The sequence below is a fragment of the Arthrobacter sp. B2060 genome (assembly GCF_059090445.1).
Map to the genome: position 1 here is coordinate 786027 of NZ_JBNHFR010000001.1, position 14939 is coordinate 800965.

Here is a 14939-nt window from a genome sequence, read left to right on the forward strand (position 1 = left end):
TCCTAGGCCTTTGCCGTGACGGGGCGGACACGTGCATCAAGCAGCGCATAGCCCATGTCAATCAGGATGTTCAATGCAAAGATCGCCACTGCCGTGAGAAGCACCGCGGCCTGCAGCACGGCGAAGTCGCGTTGCAGAATGGAATCGATCATGAGCTTTCCGATGCCGGGCCAGCCGAAGATGGTTTCCACCACCACTGCTCCGTTCACCAAACCCACAGTCAGGTCACCGGCCACAGTCAGGGCCGGAGCCGCGGCGTTGCGCAATGCGTGATGGGTGACCACCCGCAGTTCGCCGGCACCGCGGCTGCGTGCCAGCTTGATGTACGGCTCCGACAGTGCCGAGACCATGGAGCCCCGGACGATCTGGACCAGGACGCCGAATGGCCGGAGCAGAAGGGTTGCGATCGGCAGAACCCAGGCGCCGGCCCCCGACACACCGGATGTCGGGAGCCAGCCCAGCGTTATGGCGAAGACCCAGATACCCACGATGGCGAGCCAGAAGTCAGGAATCGAAGCGGCGGCCATGGAGACGAAGCTTGAGATGCGGTCGGCCACGCCGTTGGGCTTCAGTGCGGCCCAGCAACCGACTACCAGTGCAAGCAGAACGGCCAGCACCATGGTGGTGGCCGCGAGCTGCAGGGTTGCAGGGAAGGCACGCAGCGCCATGGCGGCGGCATCCTGCCCGGTGCGGAGAGACTGGCCGAAGTCGAGCTTGAGCACCCCGCCGAAGTAGTCCGCCATCTGCACCAGCAAGGGCTGGTCCAGGCCGTTGCGTACGGTGAAGTCATCACGCATCTGCTGTGTGGCGTTCAGGGGCAGATACAGGCTGGCCGGGTTTCCGGTCATCCGGGCGAGCGCAAAAACGCCGACGATAACCACTACCAGCGGCAGCGCACTGGAGGCTATCCGCTTTCTCAAGTAGATCAGCATGGCTGTCCTTTTTTCCTGGAGCCCCGGGCTAGCTTGCCGGGGTCATTTCCGAGACACGCAGCTCGTCGCCGCTGGAGGAGTTTGGCGTGTAGTTCACGGACTTGGACTTGCCGATGATGCCGGTCTGGTGGGAGATGTGGGCAAACTGGACCACCTTGTCGTTTTGGTAGGCGAAGATGTCCTCGAAGGCCTTCTTCCGCTCCTCACCCGATGCCGCGTCCGCCTTCTTGATCATGGCGTCGAATTCCGGGGTCCCGAAGTAGCTCTGCGCGCCGGTGGACAGCATGTACTGGTCTACGGTGAAGGCCGCATCACCGGCCTGGTTGCCGTGCTGCGTCATCAGGGCAACTGCACCTTCATCGTCAGCGAACGGGCGGACCTGGTAGGTCAGGTGCTGGCTGGTTTCCAGCATCTTCAGCTTCACGTTCAGTCCGGCCTGGCTCAGCTGCTCCTGGAGTACCTGCCCCAGTTCGGTGATCTTGGGGAATTGGGCGCTGCGGACAACGAGCGATATCTGGGCGGAGGTGTCCACGCCGTCGGCTTTGGCCTCGGCAACGAGGGACTTGGCCTTGTCCAGGTCGAAGGCCCACCCCTTCAGCTCCGCGTTATGGCCCACGATGCCTTCAGGCACCAGCTGGGCAGCCACTTTGTGCTTGCCTTGGTAGAGGGAGTTGACGATTCCCTCCTTGTCGAGGGCGTAGTTCACCGCCTGGCGGATGCGGATGTCGTTCAGCGGCGCCTTCGTAGCCTCAAGCCGAAGGGCAACCGTCTCATTGTTCGGGTAGTCGATGCCAAGCTCGCCCATGTTGTCGTCGGGGCTAAGACCCATCGCCACATCGGCCTCCCCGCTGGTAATCATGGCCGCCCGCACCGAGCTCTCGGAGCGCCACTGGTACTCGGCCTTGGCGTAGGCCGGCTTATCGCCCCAGTAGCCATCCCAGCTGCTCAGCGTAATTTTCTGGCCGGCGTCCCACGCCTCGATTTTGTAGGGGCCGGTGCCGACGGGTTCACGAACCTTCGCGGTGGTGCTCGTCGACGTCGGCACCACCTCGAGGAAGGAGAGCCGCAGCGGGAGGATGGGGTCCGGCTCCGCCGTGGCGACCGTGAGGGTTGTGTCGTCCACGGCCTTTACTTTGAGGTCGGCGTCCCCGAACACGTAGCCTTCCACGTTGCAGCCGAGCTTGGAGTTGACGGCTCTGTTGATGGTGAAGGCCGCGGCTTCCGCATTGAATGGGGTGCCGTCCTGGAACTTCACGCCTTCGCGCAGCTTGAAAGTCCATTCGGTGTCCGATGTGGCTTTCCATTCCGTTGCCAGCAGCGGGTCAAGTTCGCCGGTTTGGGGGTTCCGTTCGACGAGCGGCTCAGTCACGTTGGAGCGCACCACCACACCGGTCGACGTGAGGTTCGATTCGCAGGCCTCCAAGGTGGGCGGCTCCTGGCCGAGGACCACGCGGAGCGTGCTTCCGGATGCGGGCGCGGCGTCGGAATTGGCGACAGAGCAGCCGCTCAGCGCCAGCAGCGCTCCGGCCGCAAGGGCAGGCCATTTAGCCGCTGATGCGCGGAATTGGGGTGTTGAAGAAGACATCATTGGATCCTCCGGACTAGTGGAGCGCGGCAGGCTGCAGCTTTGTGTGAGGTGTGGATAAGGAGCTGGGGGCCGCGCTGGACTCAAGCTAGTTGAGCCTCCAAAAGCACCACAAGAGGAGGGGCATGCCGCAGAGCCGTGCGTCGTGCGCTTCACGGCGGAGCCAAGGCGTGTGACCGGCGCCACGTGGCCCCGTCGGCCGCGGTATTCCGCGAAAGTCGGCACACCAATACACATCGGGCATCGATCAATGCTATTTGCATGTTGGACGCATATAGATGCCCGAACCTACTGTGCAGGGTATGAACAACAACGTCGCTGTCCTGCAGGTAGGACCTCTCATGCAAACTGTCCAGGACACGGTGGCCGACGTGTACGGCGCAGTCCGGCTGCCCGATTCCGTGGCAGACCAAACCGAGTTCCTGGAACGCCATGGCCACACTTTTGAGGTCGCCGTCACCTCGGGGCGCTTCGGTGTGGGAACCGAGCTGATGCGGGCCCTGCCTAATCTGCGGGCTGTCGTGAACTTCGGCGTTGGGTACGACACCACGGACACCAAGCAGGCCGCAGAGCGTGGGATCGCCGTCAGCAATACGCCGGACGTCCTGAATGACTGCGTGGCTGACACCGCCGTCGCGCTTTACGTGGACGTGCTGCGCCGCACCACTGCCGCAGACCGCTACGTTCGCCGGGGCGACTGGGTCCGAAAGGGCAATTTCCCGCTTGCCACCAAGGCAAGCGGCAAGCGGGTGGGGATACTGGGCCTTGGCCGGATCGGAAAGGTGATTGCGCGCAGGCTCGAGGGCTTCGATTGCACCGTCAGCTACCACAACCGCAGAAGGGATCCGGGGGTGACGTACGACTACGCATCCTCACCGGTGGAGCTGGCACGTAATTCGGACGTACTCATTGTGGCAGCGGCCGGAGGGCCGGAATCTGTGCACGTAGTTGACCGTGAGGTCCTGGAGGCACTCGGACCCGGCGGTTACCTCATCAACATCGCCAGAGGTTCAGTAGTGGACGAGCAGGCTCTCGTCGCGGCCCTGCTGGCCGGAGAGCTGGGCGGAGCAGGCCTTGATGTCTTTGCCGATGAGCCGAAGGTCCCGCAGGACCTGCTGGCCATGGATAACGTGGTTCTTTTGCCGCACTTGGGCAGCGGGACGCATGAGACCCGCGCCGCGATGGCGGAACTCACGCTTGCGAACCTGGCGCAGTTCGCAGCTGACGGAACCCTGGTTACCCCGGTATCCTGACGCGCCCGCGTTAGGCCCTCGTTCCAACAACCCAAAAACCCCGCCGCAGGACAAACGAAAACACCCCGGTCTAAAAGACCGGGGTGTTTCATTTGCGTGCGCGAGGGGGGATTTGAACCCCCACGCCCTTTCGGACACTGGCACCTGAAGCCAGCGCGTCTGCCGTTCCGCCACTCGCGCGCAACTTCTTCCACTGAATTCCAACCCCGGACCCCGGAGTTGCAACCTCGTAAAAGCAGCGAGATCAAGCATAACGGACAATTGCCGCAAAACGCCAATCGGCCGGATTGGGGCCCGTTGACAGGCAGACTGAGGTCCGCGTTGCCCCCATCGGCTCCAGGCAACCCGCCAGCGCTCCGCACGCCAATCCGTGTGATGGCGGCAACAAAAGAGGGTCCATCATGAACGAATCTGAGCCCCGGCACGTTGTGGATTAAGGTCATTAGCAGGGGTGGCAAGTAGTATCGGATGTATAGGCGCCCGCTTTCGGCGGGCTCACTGTTCTGTTGTGACGCGCACAGCAGATGGAGCTTCACGAGGCGTACTGCCCGCCGTGGCAAGGAAGGAGAAGGACCATGGGTTTGCTGGACAAAGTCGAGCGCGGCATTGAAAAGGCCGTCCGCGGCGTCTTCTCCACCGGTTCCAAAGCACAGGTCGAGCCCGTGGAAATCGCCAGCCGGCTCCGCCGGGAAGTGGACCACAAGGCGATCACCGTCGCCGCCGGCCGGACTCTGGCGCCCAATGTCTTTGACGTACTGCTCAGCGACGATGACTTCCAGCGCGCCCAGGAGTGGGGAACCCCGCTGGCCGAAGAATTGTGCGATGTGGTGATTAACCACGTCCGCAGCCAGGGCTACACCCTTCAGGGGCCGGTCCGGATCTCGTTCCGGAACGATGAAGCCAACCGTCCCGGCGACTTTGAGATCACATCCAAGACCGAGAAGGCGTCGGGCGCTGCTCCAGCCGCAGCGCCGCGCGCCAACGTACCTGCAGCGCCCAGCCGCCAGCCTGTCCGCCTGCAGCCCGTCCTGGACATCGACGGCCAGCGATATTCACTCAATGCTCCTTCGATCGTTCTGGGACGTTCATCAGAAGCTGACATCCTGGTCGACGACACCGGAGTTTCCCGTCGACATCTGGAAATCCAGACGGCCGGCGGCACTACGACTGCCGTGGACCTCGGTTCCACCAACGGCAGCTACGTCAATGGACACAAAGTGGCTGGCAGCACGGAGCTCACCGACGGCTCCACCATCACGATGGGACGGACCAAAATCATCTTCCGCCTCCTGCCCGCCAACACTGGCGGCCGCCCATGAGCGAACTGACCATAACCGCCCTCCGCTTCGGCTTCCTGCTGCTTCTCTGGGTCCTGATCTTCAGCATCGTCTCCGCCATGCGCCGCGACCTCATGATCGGCCGAAAGGCCGCGACGGGCGCCCCCACGGCGCGGCAGGTGCGCAAGAACCCTGAACTGGCCGAACCCGCCCCTGCCCCGGTCAAACAGCAGGCCCGCCAACTGGTGGTCACCGAAGGCCCTCTCAAAGGGCGCACGGTTCCCCTCGCAGCCAGCCCCATCCTGCTGGGCCGGGCACAGGAAGCCACTCTCGTGCTGGAGGACGACTACGCCTCCGGCCGGCACGCACGCCTGTTCCCGCAGGGAAGCCGCTGGTTCATTGAGGACCTCGGCTCCACCAACGGCACGTATCTGGCCGACCAGCAGCTCACCCGGGCCCTTCCCGTGGACCTCGGTGTACCCGTGAGAATCGGCAAGACGGTCATTGAATTGAGGCCATAGCCATGGCCGCTCCGGACATCCCCGTGGAGAAGGCGCCAGCCTCCCCGCGTCCCCTGATCATGCGCTATGCCGCGCGGTCCGACGTCGGCCGCGTCCGGGCGAAGAATGACGACTCCGCTTACGTGGGCCGGCACCTCGCGGTCGTGGCGGACGGCATGGGCGGCCATGCCGGAGGGGACGTGGCCTCCGCGGCCACCGTCCTGGACATGATCCACCTGGACACTGACGATTACGACGGCGACGCCGAAACCGTTCTGGCCGACGAAATCCAGACGGCAAATTCCCTGCTGTCGGAGCTCGTCCACATCAATCCCAAACTTGCCGGCATGGGCACCACTGTGACGGCCCTGCTTCTCGCCGAGGGCAAGCTGCACTTTGCACACATCGGCGATTCGCGTGCTTACCGGCTGCGTAACGGCGAGTTCGAACAGGTCAGCGTAGACCACACGTTCGTCCAGCGCCTGATCGATGAAGGCCGGCTCCGCCCTGAAGAGGCCGAAACCCATCCCCACAAGAATGTCCTCATGCGCGTCCTCGGCGACGTCGATGCGAGCCCCGAACTGGACCTGGCCACCTTGGAGGTGCAGCCCGGCGAACGCTGGCTGCTGTGCTCCGATGGCCTCAATTATGTGGCCGGGCACGTCGTGGAGCGGACAGTCCGCGAAACCAAGGACATCCACGAATGCGTGGAAACCCTGGTCGACCTCACCCTGGAGGCAGGCGCCCCGGACAACGTCACCGTCGTGATGGTGGAAATCGTCGAGGAGACGCTCGACGACGTCAAAACAGCCGCCGTCGACATCGTGCCTTCTGCGGAACTCGCCTCGCCGGACGGCGCCGCCAAGCCCGCTGCCGCCGCGGCTGGAGCCTCCGCCGCTGCGGAATCGGGTGCCGGGGCCGAATCGGAACAGGCAGCCGCGCGCGCCACTGAAGCACCAACCCCTGTAGCACCCGCCTCTGAAGCCGCCACCCCCGGCCCGAAGGCCGACGATTCAGATACTGTCCCTTCCTCCGAGGAAGGCAAAGCCGCAGTCGCGGACCCCGAGCAGCCTGAGTCCAAGGAGCCCACCACAAGTACCGACCCGCACCTGGGTGAGCACCTCTCGGCAGAGGTGCTGCGCGAGGAACTGTCCTCACGCCCCCACCTCCTCGTCGGTGCTGCCGTCACGGCGGCGGAGACCGGCTCCATCCCCACGATCGCCGGGCGCACCGTGGCCCGCCGGGCAGCCACCGTGCTGACGCACAAGGCCGAACCGGCCCGGGACGAGGCGGAGGATCTCGGAGCCGAACGCCGGCCGCGCCGCTGGGTCACTATCGGCATCGCCGCTGCGGCCCTCATGGTCCTCGTCGTGGGGCTCTGGCTGGGCTACGCCTGGACGCAGACCCGGTACTACATTGGCGAGTTCGACCAGCGGGTGGCGATCTTCAATGGCGTTTCGCAGCGCCTGGGCCCCATCCAGCTTTCGACGCTTGAGGCCGTCACTGAAATTCGGATGGAGTCCCTGCCGCAGTTCTCGCAGCAGCGCGTCCGCCAGACGGTGCCTGCACGCGACCTCTACGACGCCCAGCGCATCGTGAAGAACCTTGAGCGGACCGGCACGACGGCCCCGTCGGATGAATGCATTTCGGCTTCACCCACGTCCACGGCGTCCCCGACTCCTCGCGCTACGTCGGCCAAGCCCACGCCCACGGGAACCGCGGCCGCAAAGGTGCCGGCTGCCAAGGCTCCTGCCGCGAAAGCGCCTGCCGCCACGGCCAGCCCCAAGCCCACAGCGTCGCAAACCGCCGCCGCCGGTGCGTCCCCCGCGCCGTCCCCAACCGCAACCTGTGAGGGGGGCCAATGAGCCACGCCGACACGATGCCCAAGCCCCGGCGAAACGTGGAGCTGTTGTTGCTCATGCTGGCCCTCGCTGTCAGCATCGGTGCCAACGCTCTGATCAGCATCGATGACCAGAACGCCTTCGACGCCGACTTCTGGTTCCAATCCAGCCTTCTGGCCGTGGCCGCTCTCGCCTTCCACGTCGTGCTTCGGATCCGGGCCAAGTATGCAGATCCGGTAATACTTCCGCTGGTCGTCGCCCTCAACGGGCTCGGCCTGGCAATGATCCACCGTCTCGACGCTCCCGGCGAAGACACCGGCAACAACCAGATGCGCTGGACACTCATCGCGATGGCCGTGGCCATCGCCGTGATCTGGCTCCTCAAGGACCATCGGATCCTTCGCCGCTTCACCTACATCTCGCTGGCCGTCAGTGCGCTGCTGCTCATCCTTCCGCTGATTCCCGGCATTTCCGCAGGCGAGATCCTCGGCGCCCGCGTCTGGATCAGGCTGGGACCCATGACCTTCCAGCCCGGTGAGGTCGCCAAGATCACGCTGGCTATATTCTTTGCAGGCTATTTGTCCTCAAACCGCGATCTGATCATGCTCGCCGGCCGGAAGATCGGGCCGCTGCAGTTCCCGCGCTTCAAGGACATGGGCCCCATGATCACCGCCTGGCTCGTCAGCATCGGCGTGCTGATTTTCCAGCGTGACCTCGGTTCCTCCGTCCTGTTCTTCGGCCTGTTCATTGTGATGATCTACGTGGCAACCAGCCGCATCAGCTGGGTGGTCATCGGCGTTTCGCTCATCCTGGGCGGAGGTTTCATTGCGTCGCAGGTCTTCTCACACGTCGCGCTCCGCATCGACTCCTGGCTCAATGCGTTCACGGAAGAGGTCTTCGGACGCTCGCCCGGCGGCAGCGGCCAAATCGTAGAGGGCCTCTTCGGTATGGCCAGCGGCGGACTCGTGGGGACCGGGCTTGGCCAGGGCCGCCCCAACCTCGTGCCGTTTGCCAACAGCGACATGATCATCGCCTCATTCGGTGAAGAACTTGGCCTTATCGGGCTGTTCGCCATCGTCATGATGTATCTGCTGCTGTTCACCCGCGGATTCCGCGCCGCACTGGGCACGAGGGACGCCTTCGGCAAGCTGCTGGCATGCGGGCTTTCCTTCGCTGTGGCGCTGCAGTGCTTCGTCGTCATCGGCGGCGTCACGCGGCTCATTCCGCTGACGGGTCTCACCACCCCCTTCCTGGCAGCAGGAGGATCGTCCCTCCTGGCCAACTGGATCATCGTGGGCCTCCTGCTGATGATTTCGCACACTGCCCGCGGACCGGTGGACACCACACCCATGCAGCCGGGCAGGACGCCCGAGTCCCAGCGGACTCCTGGCCTGCCAGCGGCAACGGGCAGGCCGGGCAAAAACGCCACCCAGACCCTTCCGGACGCTCCCACCGAGGCGGTGAAACAACTGTGAACCAGGCCATTCGACACTCGTGGGTTGCCGCGATCGCCATGTTCGCCCTGATCTTCGGTGCCCTCAGCTACGTCCAGGTGGTCGGGGCCGACGAGCTCAAGGCCAACGCGTGGAACAAGCGTGCCATTCTCCAGAACTACTGCAATGACCGCGGCGCCATCCTCGTGGCCGGCACCCCCATTGCGGAGTCCGTTGAGGGCAACGAAACCTGCAAGTTCCAGCGGACCTACACCCAGCCTGAGCTCTATGCCGGCATTACGGGCTACTTCTCGAAGAACTATGGCGTGACCGGTCTTGAGCGCGCCATGGACGCCCAGCTGGCGGGAAGCTCGGACCAGCTGTTCCTCGACCGCATAGGGCAGCTCTTCCTGGGCAACCAGCCCAAGGGTGCGTCCGTGGAGCTGACCATCGACCCCAAGATCCAGAAACTCGCGTACGACCTCATACCGGACGGGCAGCGGGGATCGATCGTTGTCACCAATCCCAAGACCGGCGACATCCTCGCCATGGTCAGCAAGCCGTCCTATGACCCCAACCTCATTGCCACCCAGGACGCGGCCAAGGAACAGGCGAGCTACAACGACATCATCAAGGTCCCCGGAATCAACCTGAACCCGTCCGTCAGCGGACCTACCGGTGCGCTCTTGGCGCCGGGCTCGGTCTTCAAGATCGTGGACACTGCGGCTGCTCTGGGATCTGGAAAATACAACGCGGACAGCCAGCTTCCGAATCCCGCGGAGATGTCCTTCCCCGGCATCCAGTACCGGCTTCCGAACTATGCCGGTGGCAACTGCTACACCCGCAACACCGCCGACTTCGCGTTCGCGCTCCAGCAGTCCTGCAACACCCCGTTTGCAAGCATTGCTGAAAAGCTCGGTGAGGATGCTATCGCCGCGCAGGCAGCAAAATTCGGCTGGGGACAGGAACTGGGGGACCAGCTCAAGCTCGACTACGCCGAAAGCATCTTCCCGCGGGACCTGGACGCCGCCGGGCTGGCCCAGTCGGCCATTGGCCAGCGCGACGTCCGCGCCACACCGCTGCAGATCGCGCTGATGACCTCGGCCATCGCCAACGGTGGAGTGCAAATGACCCCCAACCTGATCAAGGCCGTGCGGTCGCCGGATCTGCGCGTTCTCGAAGAACCACAGCCGGTGCCGCTGCGGACCTCCACCACCCCGGAAATTGCCGGTCAGATCACCGAATGGATGACCAGCGTGGTCAGCCAAGGCATCGGTGCCGGCGCTGCGGTGCCCGGCGTGGAGGTGGCCGGCAAGACCGGCACCGCCGAACTTGGTACCGATGGCCTTAACAACTCGTGGTTCACCGGGTTTGCCCCCGCGAATGACCCGCAGGTGTCTGTCACGATCGTCATGCAGGGCGTGGACATCACCACCGGCGCACAGCTAACCAGTCCGAACGCAAAGAAGATTTTTGAGGCGGTGTTGAATAAGTGAGGCCTACATCAGGAATCACCCTCGGCGGCAGATTCCAGTTGACCACGCGTATTGCGATCGGCGGCATGGGCGAAGTCTGGAAGGCCAAAGACCTCATCCTCGGGCGGATCGTGGCCATCAAGGTGCTCAAAGAGGAGTACACGGGCGACCCCGGCTTCCTCCAGCGGTTCCGCGCAGAGGCACGCCACACCGCGCTCCTGAACCACGTCGGCATCGCCAATGTCTTCGACTACGGCGAGGAGGAGGGCTCCGCCTACCTCGTCATGGAACTGGTGCCCGGCCAGCCGCTGAGCAGCATCATCGAGCACGAGCAGGTCCTCTCCCCGGACCGCACGCTGTCCATGATCGCCCAGACCGCGCGCGCACTGTCCGTTGCCCACGCCCAGGGGCTGGTGCACCGTGATATCAAGCCGGGCAATCTTCTCATCACTCCCGACGGCAGGGTCAAGGTGACCGACTTCGGCATCGCCCGCCTTGCCGATCAGGTGCCGCTCACGCAGACCGGCCAGGTCATGGGCACCGCGCAGTACCTTGCCCCCGAACAGGCCACCGGGCAGACAGCCACCGGAGCTTCGGACATCTACTCGCTGGGCGTCATCGGCTACGAGTGCCTAACAGGCCACCGGCCGTTCTCGGGCGAATCCCAGATCGCCATTGCCCTTGCCCAGGTGAACGACGCCCCGCCGCCCCTGCCGGACACCCTTCCGAAGCCGGTCCGCGCGCTCCTGATGTCCATGCTGGCCAAGGATCCGAAGAACCGGCCCGCCAATGCCATCAAACTTTCGGAAGCCGCCGAGGCCATCCGGAACGGGGACATCCAGGCGGCGCACGCGGCCGTCCCCGGCATGCTGCTCTACGAGGGTGCCACCGGGCCCATCACGGCGCCGGTCAATATGCACACGGCCCCCACCGGCGTCATCGGCACCGAGAAGAGTTCGACGGCGACTTCCGCCCTGCCGGTGCTCGGTGCGGCGGCTGCAGGCGCTGCGGCGGCCGGCGCCGCCGGCGCCGGAACAGAGGGTGCTCCCACGCGTGCCGGCAGTACGCTGTCGCGGGCCGACGCCCTCGCTGCGGAGCGCAGCTGGGTGCAGGAGGAGGAGCAGTACGACGACGAACCGGCGGATGAGCCGGAGCGGCGCGGACGCAGCCCCTGGACCTGGCCGCTGATCGCCCTGATCCTGCTGGTGCTCTTCGCCCTTATCGGTATTCTCCTCACCCAGGCGGGCCTCCTGTTCCCGCCGCAGTCACCTGCCGGTACCACGTCAAGTGCCGCTAGCAGCGCGACCTCAACGAGTGCCAGCCCCACGCCCACCACCACGTCGCCCACCCCCACGCCCACGCAGACCCCCACACAGAGCACCCCGGAAACGGTCAATGTCATTCCGGCTGCCTATCTGGGCAAGCAGTTCACCGACGTGCGCGACGAACTGAACGCGCTCGGGCTCCAGGTGGACGGGGAACCGGTCTTCAATGCGGCGCCTCCCGGCACGGTCACCGAAATCAACCCGACCGGCCCGGTCCAGCCTGGGGAGACCATCAAGGTCACGTACTCGAAGGGACCGGAGCAGTCCACTGTGCCCAACCTCATTCCCGGCAGCACCGAGGCCCAGGTCCGGACCGCAATCGAGAACGCCAACCTCCGCTGGGTCAAGGGGCCCGATGTGGATGGTGAGCCCGGGCAGGAGCCCGGGACGTTCGTCAGCTCCGAGCCGGGCAGCGGCAGCAAAGTCAGTGCCGGTTCCACGGTGACCTACCATCTCGCCAAGGCCCCGACCACCACCCCGCCCACGACCAGCCCCAGCGTCACTCCAAGCGTTCCCCTGGGCCAGGGATAAGCTGTGACTACGCCGCCACGATCGCCGTCGCACCGGGAGGACCGCATCCCGGTGACCGCCCAGCGCATCCTCAACGGACGCTATGAGCTCGGTGAGCTCATAGGCCGGGGAGGCATGGCCGATGTACACCGCGGCGTCGACACCCGGCTGGGGCGCACCGTGGCCATCAAGCTGCTGCGTCCGGACCTGGCACGTGATCCGCAGTTCCAGGCCCGGTTCAAACGTGAGGCGCAGGCTGTTGCCGCCCTGAACCACCCGTCCATCGTGGCGATCTACGACACCGGTGACCACGCTTTGCCGGAGGACGCCCACGACCATATCCGAGTGCCGTACATCGTGATGGAATTCGTGGACGGGGAAACCCTGCGGGATCTCATCCGGGCCAAGGGCATCACCATCAGCCAGGCCATCAGCTACACACTGGGGGTCCTGTCCGCGCTCGAGTACAGCCACAAGGCCGGCATCGTGCACCGGGACATCAAACCGGCCAACGTGATGTTCTGCAGGAACTCAAGCATGGTGAAGGTCATGGACTTCGGCATCGCCCGTGCCATGGCGGACTCCGCGGCCACTATGACGCAGACGCAGGCGGTCGTGGGCACTGCCCAGTATCTGTCGCCGGAGCAGGCCCGCGGCGAGACCGTGGATGCCCGCAGCGACCTGTACTCCGCGGCGTGCCTGCTGTACGAAATGCTGACCGGTCGCCCGCCGTTCATCGGTGAGAGCCCGGTTTCCGTGGCATACCAGCACGTGCGCGAGATTCCTGAACCCGCCAGCAGCCTCAACCCGGACGTTTCCGCAGCCCTGGACAGCGTCCTGGCGAAGGCACTCCAGAAAAACCGGGTGGACCGGTTCCAGGATGCCGCGGCATTCAGGCGTGCCCTGCGTGCGGCGCAAAACGGTGTCCCCGTCCCCGGCGTGTCCGCCAGCGAAGCGCCGACAGACCCGAACGACCACGTCCCGCAGCTCCACCGCACGCCTGCCACGGAAGCCTTCTCCATGACAGGCGCCAGCTTCCTGGACGATGCCCCGGGCGGCAGGCTCCGTCCTGCCCATGAGCCGCCCGGCACCGAGTCCGTCCTGCCTGCGGAGGCCGCCGCAATGTATGAGACGGCCGAACAGGAGGACCTTCCCCTGGGTCTCCCGCGGGAGAGGGAGCGCACACGCGTACAGAAGTCCCGCCGTCGGGCGTGGATCGCCACGTTTGTCATTTTTACCCTGCTCGTGCTCGCAGGCGGCGGGCTCTGGCTGTACAACACCATGAACCAGCCGCCGGCGGAGCCAGTGAAGGTTGCCGTGCCCTCGGTGGAAGCCCGCACAGAATCAGAAGCCCTGCAGGTCCTCTACGACGCCAAGCTGCGGCCCCAAATCAAGCGCGTCCAGCACGACACCGTCGCCAAGGGGACAGCCATCGGAACTGTGCCCGCGGCCGGATCATTTCTCACTCTGGACTCGGAAGTGACGCTCAACGTTTCCGCCGGGCCAAGCGCCGTCAAGATCCCCGAAGCGTTGCCTGGCCGGACGGAAGCGGCGGCCCGTGACATCCTGAGACAGGTCGGACTGGTGGGAGCGCCCTCCACCACCATGGCCAACAGCCCAACGGTCCCGGGCGGCCTGGTGATCACCACCAAGCCCGCTCCGGGCCAGCAGGTTGCGGTGGGAAGCACCGTGGAGATCATCATTTCCACAGGTAAGGTGCCCGTGCCCGAACTGCGGGGCATGACACGCGCCGAAGCGGAGGCCGCCCTGAAGCGGCTGCATCTGCCGGTTCTCGTCACCGAAGTGGAGAATTCCCAGGTGGCTCCGGGCAAGGTGACAGGCCAAAGCGACCCCCTGAACACCCTCGTGGAACAGGGAAGAACCATTACCATCACCGTGGCCAAGGCGCCGGCGCCAAAGCCGACTCCGACCCCCACTTCCACTCCCAAGCCAACTGCCTCGCCCAGCGCCTCCGCGAAACGCTAGTCCCGGATGGGCGTCTAGTGCTGGATGAGCGGGCTGAGCTTGGCCGCGCGTTCGGCCGCGCCCTTCATGCCGAGTGACTCAAGCCAGTTGCCCAGCATCTGGTAGCCGCCCTCGGTGAGGACCGATTCCGGGTGGAACTGGACTCCGCACAGCGGCGCTGTGCGGTGCTGCAGGCCCATGACCACGCCGCTGGCTGTTTCCGCCGTGATCTCGAGAACGTCCGGAATGGACTCCCGCACAGCTGCCAGCGAGTGATAGCGCGTTGCGGTAACGGGGGAGGGCAGGCCGGCGAACACGCTGACGCCCTCATGCCGGACCAGCGACGTCTTGCCGTGCATCAGTTCAGGAGCATGCGTCACAATGCCGCCGTAAGCCTCGGCGAGAGCCTGATGACCCAGGCAGACGCCAAACATGGGCTTCGGGCTGTCTCCGCACCACTTGATCAGCTCAATGCAGACGCCGGCCTCGGACGGCGAGCCCGGACCGGGCGAGATGAGTACACCGTCGCGCGTTTCAGCCATTTCGATCGCTTCGGCGAGCGTGACGTCGTCGTTGCGGACCACTGTGGTCTCGGCGCCCAGTTCCTGGAGATAGCCCACCAGGGTGTAGACGAAGCTGTCGTAATTATCCACGACGAGGATCTTGGTTGTGCTCATGGTTTACTTGCCGCACCAATCGTTGAGTCGGTGAATTGTGTGAACTGTGACATCCAGGGGAACAGGAACTCGACCATCAGGAACAGTGCCCCGGCAATCAGCGCCGCCGAGGTGAGGATGCGAAGCCAGAGCGGGCCGGGGAGGTGCCGGAATATCCAACCGTACA

11 protein-coding genes and 1 tRNA gene are annotated in these 14939 nt (G+C 64.9%); 8 read left to right on the plus strand and 4 right to left on the minus strand.

From position 1 onward, the window contains the following. Positions 1–2 precede the first annotated feature (2 nt). Both AC5RUM_RS03740 and AC5RUM_RS03745 read right to left on the minus strand, forming a co-directional pair. Positions 3–932, minus strand: coding sequence for an ABC transporter permease (locus AC5RUM_RS03740; protein ID WP_494033665.1), 930 nt, complete (start codon positions 930–932; stop codon positions 3–5). A 28-nt stretch (positions 933–960) separates the two neighbouring features. After that, positions 961–2517: an ABC transporter substrate-binding protein gene (locus tag AC5RUM_RS03745; protein WP_494033666.1), complete on the minus strand. Its 1557-nt coding sequence runs from the start codon at positions 2515–2517 to the stop codon at positions 961–963. A gap of 302 nt (positions 2518–2819) precedes the next feature. Between AC5RUM_RS03745 and AC5RUM_RS03750 the strand changes: the two genes are divergently transcribed. Further along, the gene (locus tag AC5RUM_RS03750; protein ID WP_494033667.1) at positions 2820–3770 is read left to right on the plus strand and encodes a 2-hydroxyacid dehydrogenase; all 951 of its coding nucleotides are present in this window, start codon (positions 2820–2822) and stop codon (positions 3768–3770) included. A gap of 97 nt (positions 3771–3867) precedes the next feature. On the opposite strand, the gene AC5RUM_RS03755 is transcribed toward AC5RUM_RS03750, so the two are convergent. Further along, positions 3868–3950: transfer RNA gene (locus AC5RUM_RS03755), tRNA-Leu, on the minus strand. A gap of 395 nt (positions 3951–4345) precedes the next feature. On the opposite strand from AC5RUM_RS03755, the gene AC5RUM_RS03760 reads away from it, so the two are divergent. Genes AC5RUM_RS03760 through pknB form a run of 7 tightly spaced genes read left to right on the plus strand, consistent with a single transcriptional unit; the run spans position 4346 to position 14117 of the window. Continuing rightward, positions 4346–5089 (plus strand): FHA domain-containing protein, encoded by a 744-nt coding sequence (locus tag AC5RUM_RS03760; protein WP_494033668.1) that lies wholly within the window; start codon positions 4346–4348, stop codon positions 5087–5089. Continuing rightward, the gene (locus AC5RUM_RS03765) at positions 5086–5568 is read left to right on the plus strand and encodes an FHA domain-containing protein FhaB/FipA (protein WP_331575215.1); all 483 of its coding nucleotides are present in this window, start codon (positions 5086–5088) and stop codon (positions 5566–5568) included. Before AC5RUM_RS03760 ends, AC5RUM_RS03765 begins: the two co-directional genes overlap by 4 nt. A 2-nt stretch (positions 5569–5570) precedes the next feature. Next, positions 5571–7412 carry a PP2C family protein-serine/threonine phosphatase gene (locus AC5RUM_RS03770; protein ID WP_494033669.1) on the plus strand — a complete coding sequence of 614 codons (1842 nt, stop codon included), beginning with the start codon at positions 5571–5573 and terminating at the stop codon, positions 7410–7412. Then, the gene (locus AC5RUM_RS03775) at positions 7409–8863 is read left to right on the plus strand and encodes an FtsW/RodA/SpoVE family cell cycle protein (RefSeq protein ID WP_494033670.1); all 1455 of its coding nucleotides are present in this window, start codon (positions 7409–7411) and stop codon (positions 8861–8863) included. The genes AC5RUM_RS03770 and AC5RUM_RS03775 overlap by 4 nt, the downstream gene beginning before the upstream one ends. Continuing rightward, a complete protein-coding gene (locus AC5RUM_RS03780) occupies positions 8860–10317 on the plus strand; it encodes a peptidoglycan D,D-transpeptidase FtsI family protein (protein ID WP_494033671.1) in 1458 nt (485 codons plus the stop codon). Before AC5RUM_RS03775 ends, AC5RUM_RS03780 begins: the two co-directional genes overlap by 4 nt. Continuing rightward, complete coding sequence (locus AC5RUM_RS03785) at positions 10314–12152, plus strand: protein kinase domain-containing protein (RefSeq protein ID WP_494033672.1); 1839 nt, start codon at positions 10314–10316, stop codon at positions 12150–12152. Before AC5RUM_RS03780 ends, AC5RUM_RS03785 begins: the two co-directional genes overlap by 4 nt. A gap of 3 nt (positions 12153–12155) precedes the next feature. After that, positions 12156–14117, plus strand: coding sequence for a Stk1 family PASTA domain-containing Ser/Thr kinase (gene pknB, locus AC5RUM_RS03790; protein ID WP_494033673.1), 1962 nt, complete (start codon positions 12156–12158; stop codon positions 14115–14117). A 14-nt stretch (positions 14118–14131) separates the two neighbouring features. Here pknB and AC5RUM_RS03795 read toward each other — a convergent pair whose 3' ends face one another. Further along, positions 14132–14773 carry an aminodeoxychorismate/anthranilate synthase component II gene (locus AC5RUM_RS03795; RefSeq protein WP_494033674.1) on the minus strand — a complete coding sequence of 214 codons (642 nt, stop codon included), beginning with the start codon at positions 14771–14773 and terminating at the stop codon, positions 14132–14134. Positions 14774–14939: the final 166 nt, after the last annotated feature.